The following is a 14941-nucleotide window of genomic DNA, read 5'->3' as shown; positions in this document are numbered from 1 at the left end:
TTTTTATTTTTAAAAAAATAACAATCATTCAAAAGGAGAGATTTAGCTATGCCATACATTCAAGAAGTTTATGCTCGTGAAGTCCTTGACTCTCGCGGAAATCCAACAGTTGAGGTTGAAGTTGTTACAGAATCAGGCGCTTTCGGACGCGCATTAGTTCCATCTGGTGCTTCTACTGGTGAATACGAAGCAGTTGAGCTTCGTGACGGCGACAAAGCTCGTTACCTTGGTAAAGGTGTATTAAAAGCTGTTGACAACGTAAACAACATTATTGCTGATGCAGTAATCGGTATGGACGTTACTGACCAAGTAGCAATCGACCGCACAATGATCGATCTTGATGGTACTGAAAACAAAGGTAAATTAGGCGCAAACGCAATCCTTGGTGTTTCTATGGCTTGTGCTCATGCTGCTGCTGATTTAGTGGGTCTTCCACTTTACCGTTACCTTGGCGGATTCAATGCAAAGCAATTACCAACTCCAATGATGAACATCATCAACGGTGGTTCTCATGCTGACAACAACGTTGACTTCCAAGAGTTCATGATCTTACCTGTAGGCGCTCCTTCTTTTAAAGAAGCAATCCGTATGGGTGCTGAAGTATTCCACAGCTTGAAAAAAGTTCTTTCTGGCAAAGGCTTAAACACAGCTGTAGGTGACGAAGGTGGTTTCGCTCCTAACCTAGGTTCTAACCGCGAAGCTTTAGAAGTTATCATCGAAGCAATTAAAGCTGCAGGATACGAGCCAGGAAAAGATATCTACCTTGGTATGGACGTAGCTTCTTCTGAATTCTACAACAAAGAAACTGGCAAATACGATCTTGCTGGCGAAGGCCGCACAGGTTTATCTTCTGCAGAAATGGTTGATTTCTACGAAGAGCTAGTAAACGAATTCCCAATCATCTCAATCGAAGATGGTTTAGACGAAAACGACTGGGAAGGCCACAAGCTATTAACTGAGCGCATTGGCACTCGCGTACAGCTTGTTGGTGACGACTTATTCGTTACAAACACTAAGAAGCTTGCTGAAGGTATCGAAAAAGGTATTGCAAACTCAATTTTGATAAAAGTAAACCAAATCGGTACGTTAACTGAAACTTTCGAAGCAATCGAAATGGCGAAGCGCGCTGGTTACACTGCAGTAGTTTCTCACCGTTCTGGTGAAACTGAAGATGCAACAATCGCTGACATCGCAGTTGCAACAAACGCTGGTCAAATCAAGACTGGTTCAATGTCTCGTACAGACCGTATCGCGAAATACAACCAGTTACTACGCATCGAAGACGATCTTGGCGTATTAGCTGTATATGATGGTTTAAAGTCTTTTTATAACTTGAAGAAGTAATTTTGTTTAAAGTTACGTGACGCCGGCGGGGAAGTGCTCCCGCCGGCGTTTTTTTAGTGTTGATTGTGGCGGAAAATTGGCATCGGCAAATAAAAGTGGTTAATCGGCAAATAAGAAACTAATTTCCGCAAATAAAGGCTACAAACCCGCAAATAAGATGGCGTAGTCGGCAAATAGGAAAGGTGTTGTTATTTATAATAATTTTAATATACGGATAGAAATGCAAAATCTACGGATAAAACTAAATAATCCACGGATTGGGGGCATAAATCTACGGATTAAACCCTAGAATCCACGGATAAACCACCGAAATCCACGGATAGCTTACACATACTGATTAAAAAGATCCCAAGTTAGGTGATAAAATCGCTGTTTGTTGTTGCCTGAAGTTTTTAAATTTAGCTTTTTTAAGTGTTGATAAGCGACATCGCCTGATTCTATCCCCAAAAACTCCCGAAACTGCTGATTTGTGATCCATGGTCCATGCAAAAGATAGTAATCTCGCAGCGCAGGCAACCAAGCATCCTTAGATTTGCATCCACACGTCGGACAAATCCACCAGCCTTGATAATAAATCATTCCTAATAACCTGCAAATCGGACAATGAACTCCGTTCAAAAGCTCAGAACGAGATATCCTATAAATTTTCTCAATATCAAAGCTAGGTTCAAAATGTTTTTTTAATAAAAGCTTCGTCAATTTCCTCATCATGGCCGGTGTAAATACGTCGTGCTTGTACTTCACATCAAAATCCTCAATTCGAAAGATTACTTGTCGGCCTCGACAGATTCGATATTGGTCATGAGAATCAGTATTCAAGAATCGCAACACACAATTTTGATGACTCATCATCACAAGATGTTCAATCGGGGGAACAGGGAAACCGTTCTGGATAAGCCAAATTTTTAGTTGCCTGACCTGAAATTCCGCTTGCAGAAGTGGATCTTCGTAACCAATCTGCTTATTATCTACTCTCTGAATCAATTGACCCGCTTGTCGGTCAAACGTCAATTCTCCATTCATGTTCTTCACTTCGGTAATAAGGAAATATCTAGGGCAATAAATGAAGGAATCAATTTGAAAGGTGGAGCCGTTGTTGTTGCCTAAATGGAGGCCATTAAACATGTGGTAATCTTTTTGAGGATGTGTCGTTAACAGTCTATCTAGTTTTTGCTCGCCGATAAAGCCAGCTTCTCTCTTGCGGGAGTCTTCTTCAATGATGGGGATTTTCGGGTGGTTTGGGGGCATTCGCCTTATAGCGGCTTCATTAAAGTATAGCTTGCGGGGGCGCGTTCGTTCCCTAATCGTGTTCAGGTGGACCAACTCCTTTTTTGTTTTTTGTGAAAAAATTCTAAGGAGTGTTAATTACTTCTTTCTTTTTCGTAAAAAATCCTCCAGATTCACGTTATCAAAAATAAAAAAACATGACCAAACCGCGATTTGTTCACGCTTTCGTAAAGGTATATGCTATTGTGAAAGGGGCTAAAATATGGTACATTAAACATACTGCAAATTGAAGGTTTTCAGGAGGTGGACTACATGCACGCATTATTGGTTACCCTTTTAGTTATCGTATGTATCGGTCTAATTGCGGTTGTACTTCTTCAATCAGGGAAAAGCGCGGGTCTTTCTGGAGCGATTTCCGGAGGCGCGGAGCAATTATTTGGGAAGCAGAAAGCACGGGGGATCGATTTAATACTCCACCGTATCACCATTGTTTTATCCGTATTGTTTTTCATTTTGACGATTTTAGTTACATATTTCAAACTTTAATCATAAACGTGAAACCTGACCTTATTAAGGCTCAGGTTTTTTTATTGACTTGGACCCTTGGAAAATGTTGATAATAGGAAGGACATTCTTTTTTTAAAGGCTGTGTTAAACTTGACTGTTGATTGCAGCGAGAGGCGCTTGCTTTCCGCGGGGCGGGCGGTGAGCCTCCTCGGAGCTAAAGCTCCTGTGGGGTCTCACCTGTCCCGCTGCTCCCGCAGGAGTCAAGCGCCTTCCGCTCCAATCAACATTGTGTAAAAAAATCAACACTGAGCTTTAACACAGCCTTTTAAAAAGAAAGCTGCCTCATCTATGAATAAGGAGTATTTTTATGAAACTAGTTACGTCAAAGCCATTTACATTTGAAGCTGGGAATCGGGCGGTGTTATTGCTGCACGGATTTACTGGAAATACAGCGGATGTTCGCATGCTGGGCCGTTTTTTGGAGAAAAAGGGCTACACTACTCATGCGCCGCTTTATAAAGGACATGGTGTTCCTCCCGAAGAACTTGTCCATACAGGGCCGGAAGATTGGTGGAAGGATGTCATGGATGGCTATCAACTGTTAAAGTCGAAGGGCTATGAGGAAATTGCGGTGGCCGGTTTATCGCTTGGTGGCGTATTTTCTTTAAAATTGGGTTACACTGTTCCTATAAAGGGAATTGTGCCAATGTGTGCTCCGATGTACATAAAAAGTGAAGAGATCATGTATAAAGGAATCCTAGACTATGCCCGCGAATATAAACAGAGGGAAGGAAAAACACTGCAGCAAATCGAAATTGAAATGAATGAGTATCAAAAAACACCAATGAAGACTTTAAAAGCACTGCAGGGTTTAATCTCAGAAGTTCGCGAAAATGTTGATATGATTTATGCGCCCACGTTTGTCGTACAGGCCCGTCACGACCATATGATTAACACGAATAGTGCGAACATCATTTATAATGAGGTCGAATCGCATATAAAAGAAATAAAGTGGTATGAAGAGTCGGGACATGTTATTACTCTCGATAAAGAACGTGAGCAATTGCATGAAGATATTTTTCAGTTTTTAGAAAGACTGGATTGGAAATATTAAAAAATAGAAAAATCTCTTAAAAGGAGGGATTCATGTGGAAGAAATACAGCAGCATATTGACCGGCTTTTACAGTATATGAAGGATGAGGCGTATAAGCCTCTTACCGTTCAGGAGCTTGAAGAGGCTTTTGGAATAGAAGATTCTTCGGCATTTAAAGAGTTTGTTAAAGCGCTAGTAGTAATGGAAGAAAAAGGTCTGGTTATTAGAACACGGAGTAACCGGTATGGACTTCCGGAAAAAATGAATTTAGTTCGTGGGAAATTAACGGGACATGCTAAAGGGTTTGCGTTTGTGATTCCTGATGAACCGGGTATGGATGATATTTTTATCCCGCCGAACGAAACGAATACGGCGATGCACGGAGATATTGTATTAGTTCGGGTAGCGTCGGCTACTTCCGGGCAGCGTCGCGAAGGAACGGTTGTCCGAATTGTTGAAAGAGGCGTTCAACAGATTGTTGGGACCTACACCGAAAGCAAGCATTTTGGATTTGTGATTCCGGATGATAAGAAGTTCGCCAGCGACATTTTCATTCCAAAGGCTGCGTCAATGGGAGCGATTGAAGGGCACAAGGTTGTTGTGAAGCTAACTACTTACCCTGAAGGACGGAAAAGTGCTGAAGGGGAAGTTATTAAAATTCTAGGTCATAAAAACGACCCAGGTGTCGACATTCTCTCTGTTATTCATAAACACGGATTGCCGCTTGCCTTTCCTGAAGATGTCATGGAGCAAGCAAATCAGACTCCGGATTCAATCGATGAAAGCGAGATTGCCAACCGGCGCGACCTTCGTAATGAAGTAATTGTAACCATTGATGGTGCCGATGCGAAAGATCTTGATGACGCTGTTCAGGTGGAGAAGCTTGAAAATGGTAACTATAAGCTAGGAGTTCATATTGCGGACGTCAGCTATTACGTAACAGAAGGGTCGCCAATTGACCGCGAAGCGGAGGATCGGGGAACGAGTGTTTATTTAGTGGACCGGGTAATTCCGATGATTCCCCATCGACTTTCTAATGGGATTTGTTCATTAAATCCTAAAGTAGACCGGTTAACCCTTTCTTGTACAATGGAAATCACCGAAGATGGTGAAGTCGTCGGTCATGAAATTTTTCAAAGTGTTATTAAAACAACAGAGCGGATGACGTACGCAGATGTTAATCGCATCCTAATGGATAAGGATGAGGAGCTACTTAAAAGATACGAACCGCTCATTCCAATGTTTGAAACAATGGAAGATTTAGCTGAAATATTACGTAAAAAACGGATGCAGCGCGGTGCAATCGACTTTGATTTTAAAGAAGCAAAGGTTCTCGTTGATGAGGAAGGGAAGCCTACAGATGTTGTGATTAGGGAACGGTCTGTAGCGGAACGTCTTATTGAAGAGTTCATGCTGGCTGCGAACGAAACGATTGCTGAGCATTTCCACTGGATGGATGTTCCATTTATTTACCGTATTCATGAGGATCCAAAGGAAGATAAACTCCGAAGATTCTTCGAGTTTATTACAAACTTTGGTTATATCGTTAAAGGTACGGCGAACTCAGTGCATCCAAGGGCGCTTCAGGAAATTATTGAAGAAGTGCAAGGAAAGCCAGAGGAAATGGTTGTTTCAACTGTGATGCTTCGCTCGATGCAACAGGCAAAATATAACCCTGACAGCTTAGGACATTTCGGTTTATCGACTGAATTTTACACCCATTTCACCTCACCAATTCGTCGTTATCCTGACTTAATTGTCCATCGCTTAATTCGCACTTATTTAATTGAAGGAAAATTAGATGAAACGACAAGGGAAAAGTGGAACGCCCGCATGCCAGATATTGCTGAGCATTCTTCAAAAATGGAACGGCGTGCCGTTGACGCCGAGCGAGAAACAGATGAATTGAAGAAAGCAGAATTTATGGCCGATAAAATTGGTGAAGAGTACGATGGTATTATTAGCTCGGTTACCAATTTTGGGATGTTTGTCGAGCTGCCGAATACAATCGAAGGTCTCGTTCATGTCAGTTATATGACGGATGATTATTATCGTTTTGATGAGCGTCATTTCGCGATGATTGGTGAACGAACCGGAAATGTATTTAGAATTGGCGACGAAATTACCGTTCGTGTTATTAATGTTAATAAGGACGAACGTTCGATTGATTTTGAAATTGTCGGGATGAAGGGTACCCCGCGCCGTGAACGTTCAGATTCACCACGGGTCTTTAAAACCGGCAGTGACCAAAGAAAACCGCGCCAGGGAAAAGGCCGACCTGAAGGTTCATCTTCATCATCATCATCATCATCATCATCGCGTTCAGGGCAGCAAAACGGAAGAAAAAAGAAAAAGAAATCATATGACAACTCAGCAAAGGCTAAACGTGAGGGTAAAAAGAAACGCCGTTAATAAATAGGTAAGAGCCGGTGCCTTCCGGCTCTTTTTTCACTTCATTGAGGCTATCGCTGATTTTTGCTACAATAGGGAGATAGAAAGTGGGGGAATTCCAATGCCAAAAGGTGAGGGCAAGGTTGTTGCGCAAAATAAAAAAGCATATCATGATTATTTCATCGAAGAAACATATGAAGCGGGACTTGTGCTACAAGGGACTGAAATTAAATCGATCCGCGGTGGACGCGTTAATTTAAAAGATTCATACGCCAGAATTCATAATGGCGAGATGTTTCTATATAGCATGCATGTAAGCCCATATGAGCAGGGAAATCGCTATAATCATGATCCGCTAAGAACAAGAAAGCTGTTGCTTCACAAAAAGCAGATTAATACTTTGATTGGTGAAACGAAAGAAGCAGGCTATGCACTCGTTCCGTTAAAGGTTTACCTAAAAAATGGATTTGCTAAGGTGTTAATTGGTCTTGCAAAAGGTAAAAAGAAATACGATAAACGGGAAGATTTAAAGCAGAAGGAAGCAAAGCGTGAAATTGAGCGTGCCTTCCGCGAAAGACAAAAAATGTAGTGGTGCGCTTGATTTCTTTGGTGCTTAACATTCTTTATTTTTCTATTGAAAATAAAGTTAAAGGTTGCCATGGCAGAACAGCCAGGAAGTTACAATTGAAAAACTAGTTTGCTGTGTTATAATAATAAATGTCACCAAGTTAAGGTGACGAGATAACTTTTGCTCGAGACTTTCAATGAGCAATCCTAACGTCAAGTGAGCTTAATCGCACACTGACCCTTCTAACATGGGGACGCTACGGATTCGACAGGGGTAGTTCGAGCTTAGGTTGCGAGTCGAGGGGATCGGCCTCGTTAAAACGTCAAAGCCAATAACTGGCAAAACAAACAATAACTTAGCTTTCGCAGCTTAATACTGCATAGCTGTTCGCCCCTCCATCGCCTATGTGGTAGGGTAGCGGACTCACTCTTAGTAGGCTACGCCGGATTCCACCGTCTGAGGATGAAGGAAGAGAACAACCAGACTAGCTGCTCGGCCGCCTGTCGGTAGGCAAAAGATGCAGCGAAGCGCCAATATGCCGACTACACTCGTAGAAGCTTAAGTGCCGATATTTCTGGACGTGGGTTCGATTAGTAATTAGTCGCCTTGTGTGGTAACACGCAAGTGAAAACCTGGCTTTATCGGTGAAACCTAAGTCGCTAACTAAGCGATAAGGCAATGCCGAGCGGTATGTGAAGTAATTCAACAGCCGTGTATCGACTTATAGGCTGCCAACAGTGGTAGTACTAGGATGCGAAATCCTGCCCTGAAGGGGAAAATTTATATTTCGCATAAGACGCCAGGGGACCTGAAGAAAACTCAGGTTCAAGATATAGTCAGTGCCATGTCGAAAGCATGGAACAGCACGTCCCACCGTCTCCACCATACATAGGTGGATAACAAGACTAGCTATTGTAGCTAGTCTTTTTTATATTTTAAAAAAGTTCTCTTCAAAGTCAATTTTCATTTGTAGTTGGTCAATGTTATATTTGCCATTTCTTATCGTCACTGTATCGTATTTATCTATTATCCAGTTTGCACGCTTTCTTTTTTATTAACTCTAAGAAATGGAGAAATATGTTGTAGTGTATCAATCACGTCTTTCTTTTTTTTGATATAAAGGGTAAATGAATTCTTGTGTTTTTCGGGATTATAATTTTTTTTATTATTAATTACTCCACCTGTTAAGGACTGAATATAAAGGAGGAGTTCCAGATCTGTTGATGCAATAGAAATACAAGGTCTGCGAAATTCTTGTCCGTGCATTCTTGTTAAGGTTATACTTCCTTCTCCATCAATAATTCCAGCTACATAGGCTGCCTCCCATTTTTCCACTCTAAATTCCCCCTTAATAAAGGTGTTAAACATCTATGCATAGTGTGTTTTTATTCCTTAGATATTGTTATAAAAACAAATAATAAAATACGTTCCTTTATAATAGTTTATCACGAAACAGAACAAACGTTCCTAATCTTGTTACTCATTGATTGAATAGGTATATAGTAATATCTTCTTTAAAGGGTAGCTTTCTTAAAAATAAAACATTTCAATTGACTTCATACCCACCAGGGTATAATATATCCTTAAATCAAAATACTACTAATCGCTTCCTAACGGCTAAATAGCGCATAGAAAGACGATTAGAAAATATGTATAAAGGAGAAATAAATATGAATTCAGTTACTGTTTATACGACCAATCGTTGTCCATATTGTGTAATGTTAAAGAACTTTTTAGCAGATCAAAACATTCCTTTTAAAGAGGTGAATGTTGAAACATCACCAGGCATGATGGAGTATGTGGTAAATAAAACAGGTCAAATGGGTGTACCCCAAACAGAGATCAATGGAAAATGGATTTTAGGATATGATCCACAAAATATTATGCAGGCATTAAAGAATTAAAAACATAAACGAAAATGGTGATGCATATGAATAATTGCCAAAATAATACTTGAGGCATTAGCAAAAATGAACCCCAAAAAAAGAGAGTCATACCGCCAATATGACCTGGGGTTTGGGTTTGGCTCCTGGTAGGAGTCATTATGTTGATATCAAAATTTTTTTAAGGGACTAGCGATAGTCTCTTATTTTTATAAAAAGGATGCTGGATATGAAGATCTTTCAACTAGGTTCTATTGCTATTTCGCTGAAATGGCTTGTTTTAGGAGTTGCGATTCTGACAGGATTATTGGTTTTAAAAATTTGGTTGCAGCGTTCACAACCAAAACATATAAATAAAAAAATCTTCGAATTAGTCACGAACAGCCTGTTTTGGGGATTTATATTTTGGAAAGGCAGTCTGATCCTTCTCGATCCTAAATTAGTATGGAAAAGCCCGCTATCATTACTTTATTTTACGGGTGGGAGTAAAGGTTTCATTGTAGCCATTTTACTAACAGGCATTTATTTTATATATAAAATAAAGAAAATAGATGTCCCTAAAATAATGGCGTTAAAAACCGTGTTAATTTTTAGCATAGTTGTTATGGGGATGTATTACGTGGTGTCGGGACTTTTTCTCCAAACTGACTCTGCTCTTACATCGAGCTCAAAACAAGAACGCTCCACCAACCTGCACACCGGGATTCAAGAAGGAGAGAAGGCTCCAGACTTCCAATTGGATACATTAGAAGGGGAAGCAATAAAACTTTCGGATTCAAAAGGCAAGAAGGTTGTTTTAAATTTCTGGGCTACTTGGTGTCCGCCTTGTAAAGCGGAAATGCCGCATGTTGAACGATTTTATCAAGACCAAGAAAATAATCGGGTAGAAATCCTAGCCGTCAATTTGACCACTTCTGAAAAAGGCAAAAACGAAATTTCTCAATTTATTAAGGATTATGAGCTGACCTTCCCAATCCTCCTCGATGAAAATGGAGACATAGCAGATATGTATCAAGCTATTACTATCCCGACTAGTTATATCATTGATTCAAATGGGATTATCCGTAAAAAAATTGTTGGGCCAATCGATCAAGAAATGTTAGAAGAAATAGTAGCTAGTATTGAATAAGATAATAGCATCGTCATTTCTTAAGTATTAAAAAATCAGTTGACACCAATCATAAATTTTATTATTATATCAATATACCTAATGGGGTATGTAACCAAACCTGCTTTGCAATATTTTTAAGAAATGACGATAGTTGTGCTGGCATTTTAACATTTTTTTGGATTTTTAAATACCCTATTGAGTATATGGATAAATCCTTTAACATCATACTCTAAGGGAATCAAACTTTTTAAATAAATTCTAATCAGCATCAACAAGGAGGAAACAACTATGACTAAAAAAGTCGTGATCGTCGGTGGAGTTGCAGGTGGAGCTACTGCCGCAGCAAAGCTAAGAAGAATTAGTGAAGATGTAGAAATTATTCTTGTAGAACGTGGTGAGCATATTTCATTTGCCAATTGCGGGCTTCCTTATTACATTGGTGAAACGATTAAAGATCGCAGCAAATTGTTGGTGCAAACCGTCAAAGGAATGTCAGATCGTTTTAAAATTGATATTCGCAACTTAAGTGAAGTATTGAGCATAGACCCTGAACACAAAAACGTAACGATAAAAAATTTGCAAACTGAGGAAGTTTACGTAGAAACGTATGACAAACTGCTATTATCTCCAGGTGCTAGACCGATTGTTCCGCCGATCCCTGGCTTAAATGAGAACGAAACATTGTTTACGTTAAGAAACATTCCCGACACTGACAAAATCAAAAATTATGTTGATCAGCAAAATCCGAAAAAGGCAGTTGTGATTGGTGGAGGGTTTATCGGGATTGAAATGGCTGAAAACCTTGTAGATCGAGGAATTGAAGTAACATTAATCGAAATGTCCAACCAAATTATGGCTCCAATTGATTTTGAAATGGCTAGTATTTTACACGCACATTTGAAAGAAAAGGGCGTGCGTTTAGTTTTAGAAAATGGGGTTCAGTCATTTGCTGACCAAGGAAAACAAGTAATCTTATCTGATGGGACGATCATTCATACGGAAATGACGATTCTTTCCATCGGTGTAAGACCTGAAAATGAATTGGCGAAAACAGCGGGTCTTGACCTAGGAGAACGCGGGGGGATTTTAATTAATGAATACCTCCAAACCTCTAATAAGGATATTTATGCTGTTGGTGACGCTGTTGAAGTTGTTGATTATATTAGTGGTACAAAGGCGATGATCCCGCTTGCTGGTCCTGCTAACCGTCAAGGTCGAATTGCTGCCAATAACATGATGGGTAAACATGAAAAATATCAAGGGACGCTTGGGACGTCGATTGCGAAAGTGTTTGACTTAGCTGTGGCGGCTACAGGTAATAATGAGAAAACGTTAAAACGTTTAGGCGTACCATATGAAGTGGTTCATATTCACCCAAGCTCACATGCTGGTTACTATCCAGGAGCGGCACCTATTGCTCTCAAATTAATTTTTGATAAAGAAACAGGTAAAATTTTCGGCGCGCAAGCCGTTGGTTCTGACGGTGTAGATAAGCGAATTGATGTGATTGCCACAGCGATTAAAGGTGGATTAACGGTTGAAGACTTAACGAATTTAGAGCTGTCCTATGCTCCACCATTTTCATCTGCAAAAGATCCTGTCAACATGGCTGGCTATGTAGCCACTAACATTATCGAAGGTGAGCTAGAGCATGTTCAATGGCATGAAATTGATGGAATTGTTGCAGCAGGCGGCGTCTTAGTCGATGTTCGTGAACCAATGGAGCGTGAATTTGGATTCATTGAAGGTTCAATCAATATCCCGTTAAATGAATTACGAAACAGATTAGCAGAGCTTTCAAAGGATCAAACGATCTATGTTAGCTGTCAGGTTGGTTTACGAGGCTATTTAGCAAGCCGTATTCTAAAAAATAATGGATACAAAGTGAAAAATGTGGACGGTGGCTGGAAAACCTACTCCTCCGTTTTTGGAACCAATATTGACAAAGATTGCGAGACAACCACCAATGACCTAGGTGAAACGGTTGTTAAATGTAATGATAACATTCAAGCAGATGTTACATTGGATGTTGCTGGTTTAGCATGTCCTATGCCTGTCGTTAAACTGAAAAAAGGGATAGACTCATTAGAAAGCGGTAAAGTCATTGAACTTCAGGTTACAGACAGAGGTTCTTTGAACGATATTCCGGCATGGGCAAGAAAAAGTGGTCATAGTATTTTAAAAATGGACCAAAGTGAAAAAGTAATTAAATTTTGGATTAAGAAAAAATAAGCAGTGCTGACCAGACGAATAAAAAGAGGCAAAACCAGCTAATTTGGTTTTGCCTTCTTTTTATTTCTGAGTGGTCACAGGTACGACAGCGACTTTTTTATCGCCGCTGGAATCTGTTTGTGCCAGTGTTACTAAGTGTGGAGCCACATTGGCTGGGTCATCACCAACAGTAGCCAAGTTTGTCTTCATCACTCCAGGATTAAATACATGGATTTGAATACCGTTTTTGTGTTCCTCGTCTTCAACCGAGAATGATAATGCTTCTATGGCTGCTTTACTGGCGGCATAGGCGCCAAAGCTGCCTGCACCCTCTCTGACTAATCCGGAGGTGATGTTAATGATATGACCTGCTTTCTGTTTGCGCATAACCGGTAAAACCTCGCGCATCATTAAAAACACACTCGTTGCATTATTATGAATTTGATATTCCCATGAGTCCAGTGGGCTATCAATGATATGATACTGTTGGAAAACGGCAGCGTTATTGATTAACACATCAATTTTTTGGAACTTTGCAACTGAAGCTTGGATCAGCATTTTAACATCTGATTCCGATGAAACATCAGCCCGTACAGGTAAAACTTTAACATCGTACTGACTGGTGATCAATTGTTCAACTTGTTCCAGCTTTGCATAAACTCGTCCACATATTACAAGGTTTGCTCCGGCTTTTGCAAAAGCAAGTGCTGTTTCCTTCCCTAAACCACTGCCCGCACCAGAAATTAGTACAACTTTACCCTTTAAGCTGCTCATCCACATTCCCCCTCAGTCTGAATTATCATAATTCCTATGTGTTTACTAATGTATAACACAATCAAATAAAAGTCAATAAATTCTGAAAACGATAATTCAAGATTCCATAACCTTGCGCTTTAGAGGTTAATACAATGGGAGTAGTGTAATTTAAAAAATAATACAAAATTATTTAAATTTTGCAATGAATCGCTATATAATAGGATGAGGGGTATAATTCAAACGCATTAGCACCGGACATTATTTATTCTTTATTGAATTAGGCGCTTAAAATTATTATTAAGGGGAGAGTTTTTTTCATGTATATCGTTTTGGTGGCCATGCTTGTTCTTGCTTGTATAACTTTGTTCTATAGCGGATATTATCTAGCTGTAATCAAACAAAAAATCGGCAGAACGGTCCTAATCGCCATTCCAATCGCCATTGGCATTTTCATGTTTAACGTAATTTGGGCACTGGTAGAGCTAGGAAAATCACCGCATTGGCAATAATTTTTTCTAAATTATATATTTCATTCAAAAGAGCCTCATTTCCTTCACTAACAAGGAAATGAGGTTTTTTGAGGTCAAGTTTTGTTAAATTTGTCTGTTGATTTCCGCTACAGGTGCTCAGCGCCGCGCGGGGCGGGCGGTAAGCCTCCTCGTCGCTATCGCTCCTGTGGGGTCTCACCTATCCCGCTGCTCCCGCAGGAGTCTCGCACCTTCCGCTCCAATCAACAATGTTCTTTAACACAGCCATGGCTAATAGGAAAGAGTCAAATATTATTATTTTGTTATCGATTTGGTTATAGTTTATTCATAGATTTTCGTTATCCTATTCTTATACATGAATCAATCCCCTACCTACAACTATTTATAAGGAGATTGATGATTGATGAAAAAAATTCCATATATAAAATTCACACTCGATATTTTAATCGGTGTAACCTTTGCATTATTTTACAATAAAAATGTGCTCGGTGGACTGGCATTCCATGAGATTGCTGGTTTGGTCATAGTTGGTGCTTTTCTAGCGCACGTCCTACTTAATCTTAACTGGGTAAAAAATGTAACCTTGAAGCTCTTTGACCGGAAGCTGCCATGGAAGACTAAGCTAAATTATTTATTAAATTTGCTGTTGCTCATCACGATGACAACGATTATTGTAACCGGGATATTGATCTCCAGGGTTGTTTTTCCTAATCTTACTATCGGAAATGAACAATGGATGAAAATGCTGCATTTGACCGTTTCTTATCTCACCCTAATTATCGTTGCCGTTCATGTAGGACTACACTGGCAGTGGGTCATAAATATGTTTAAAAAAGTTTTTAACATTAAGTCTTCATCAAAAATACTAGGTTTTACGGCAAAGATGATTACAGTTTTACTGTTACTTTTTGGTGTATATGAGATGTACGCAACAGGTTTTGGGAATAGGGTAGCCCAGTCTGCTAGTCTGTTTTCGTCCACAACACAGCAAGGGCAGATGGGGGATGGAGACTTTGTAAGAGGAGACTTTAGTCAAAATGGGCAGCCGCCAGAAGGATTCGATGGTGAAAGACCGACCCCGCCGAATGGTGATTTCCAAGATAATGATAACGCAACATCTGAGCAAACTGATAGTCAGACAGCAAGCGGAGACATCAGCACCGATCAAACTGGAAAAACACATACAAGTGGAGACATGCCTGCTACACCAAATGGAAAAATGGGAGGAGAACACGGAGGGAGTTCCAATGTTTTCGAAGTGCTGCTTACCTATTTTAGCATCATGTCCGTGTTCGCGATCCTGACACATTATTTAGGCAAAATTAAAATAAGAAGAAAATCAAAAGCAGTCATATAATCAC

13 protein-coding genes and 1 other RNA gene are annotated in these 14941 nt (G+C 40.0%); 11 read left to right on the top strand and 3 right to left on the bottom strand.

Features of this window, described 5'->3' with window-relative positions:
• The first annotated feature begins 48 nt into the window (after positions 1-48).
• Positions 49-1344, top strand: a complete 1296-nt coding sequence (gene eno, locus ACI48O_RS06480) for a phosphopyruvate hydratase (protein ID WP_435560921.1) — start codon at positions 49-51, stop codon at positions 1342-1344.
• A 324-nt stretch (positions 1345-1668) separates the two neighbouring features.
• Here the strand turns inward: eno and ACI48O_RS06475 are convergent, their stop codons facing one another.
• Complete coding sequence (locus ACI48O_RS06475) at positions 1669-2592, bottom strand: nuclease-related domain-containing protein (protein ID WP_435560920.1); 924 nt, start codon at positions 2590-2592, stop codon at positions 1669-1671.
• A gap of 291 nt (positions 2593-2883) precedes the next feature.
• Between ACI48O_RS06475 and secG the strand changes: the two genes are divergently transcribed.
• From secG to ssrA, 5 genes are all read left to right on the top strand, one after another.
• Positions 2884-3117 (top strand): preprotein translocase subunit SecG, encoded by a 234-nt coding sequence (secG, locus tag ACI48O_RS06470; protein ID WP_435560919.1) that lies wholly within the window; start codon positions 2884-2886, stop codon positions 3115-3117.
• 328 nt (positions 3118-3445) lie between these two features.
• Positions 3446-4192, top strand: a complete 747-nt coding sequence (locus ACI48O_RS06465; protein WP_435560918.1) for an alpha/beta hydrolase — start codon at positions 3446-3448, stop codon at positions 4190-4192.
• A 76-nt stretch (positions 4193-4268) separates the two neighbouring features.
• A complete protein-coding gene (rnr, locus tag ACI48O_RS06460; RefSeq protein ID WP_435561042.1) occupies positions 4269-6584 on the top strand; it encodes a ribonuclease R in 2316 nt (771 codons plus the stop codon).
• Between the two features lie 100 nt (positions 6585-6684).
• A complete protein-coding gene (gene smpB / locus ACI48O_RS06455) occupies positions 6685-7152 on the top strand; it encodes an SsrA-binding protein SmpB (RefSeq protein ID WP_435560917.1) in 468 nt (155 codons plus the stop codon).
• 236 nt (positions 7153-7388) lie between these two features.
• Positions 7389-7724: a transfer-messenger RNA gene (gene ssrA / locus ACI48O_RS06450) on the top strand.
• 433 nt (positions 7725-8157) lie between these two features.
• Here the strand turns inward: ssrA and ACI48O_RS06445 are convergent.
• A complete protein-coding gene (locus ACI48O_RS06445; RefSeq protein WP_435560916.1) occupies positions 8158-8466 on the bottom strand; it encodes an LAGLIDADG family homing endonuclease in 309 nt (102 codons plus the stop codon).
• A 335-nt stretch (positions 8467-8801) separates the two neighbouring features.
• On the opposite strand from ACI48O_RS06445, the gene ACI48O_RS06440 reads away from it, so the two are divergent.
• The 3 genes from ACI48O_RS06440 to ACI48O_RS06430 all read left to right on the top strand — a co-directional run bounded on the left by ACI48O_RS06440 (position 8802) and on the right by ACI48O_RS06430 (position 12357).
• Complete coding sequence (locus tag ACI48O_RS06440) at positions 8802-9035, top strand: glutaredoxin family protein (protein ID WP_435560915.1); 234 nt, start codon at positions 8802-8804, stop codon at positions 9033-9035.
• A 208-nt stretch (positions 9036-9243) separates the two neighbouring features.
• Entirely contained in the window at positions 9244-10143 is a 900-nt protein-coding gene (locus ACI48O_RS06435) for a peroxiredoxin family protein (RefSeq protein ID WP_435560914.1), read from the top strand.
• Between the two features lie 270 nt (positions 10144-10413).
• On the top strand, positions 10414-12357 hold the full coding sequence (locus ACI48O_RS06430; protein WP_435560913.1) for a CoA-disulfide reductase: 1944 nt from the start codon (positions 10414-10416) through the stop codon (positions 12355-12357).
• Between the two features lie 60 nt (positions 12358-12417).
• Here the strand turns inward: ACI48O_RS06430 and ACI48O_RS06425 are convergent, their stop codons facing one another.
• Positions 12418-13110 (bottom strand): SDR family NAD(P)-dependent oxidoreductase, encoded by a 693-nt coding sequence (locus ACI48O_RS06425; RefSeq protein ID WP_435560912.1) that lies wholly within the window; start codon positions 13108-13110, stop codon positions 12418-12420.
• A gap of 299 nt (positions 13111-13409) precedes the next feature.
• Here ACI48O_RS06425 and ACI48O_RS06420 point away from each other — a divergent pair, with 299 nt between their 5' ends.
• Positions 13410-13601, top strand: a complete 192-nt coding sequence (locus ACI48O_RS06420; protein ID WP_435560911.1) for a hypothetical protein — start codon at positions 13410-13412, stop codon at positions 13599-13601.
• 382 nt (positions 13602-13983) lie between these two features.
• Positions 13984-14937: a DUF4405 domain-containing protein gene (locus ACI48O_RS06415; RefSeq protein WP_435561041.1), complete on the top strand. Its 954-nt coding sequence runs from the start codon at positions 13984-13986 to the stop codon at positions 14935-14937.
• The last annotated feature ends 4 nt before the right edge of the window (positions 14938-14941 follow it).

This window comes from Neobacillus terrisolis, from assembly GCF_051233475.1.
Lineage (GTDB): Bacteria > Bacillota > Bacilli > Bacillales > Cytobacillaceae > Bacillus_BU.
Note: the sequence above shows the minus strand (reverse complement) of the source record. Positions and strands in the feature narration are given on the sequence as shown.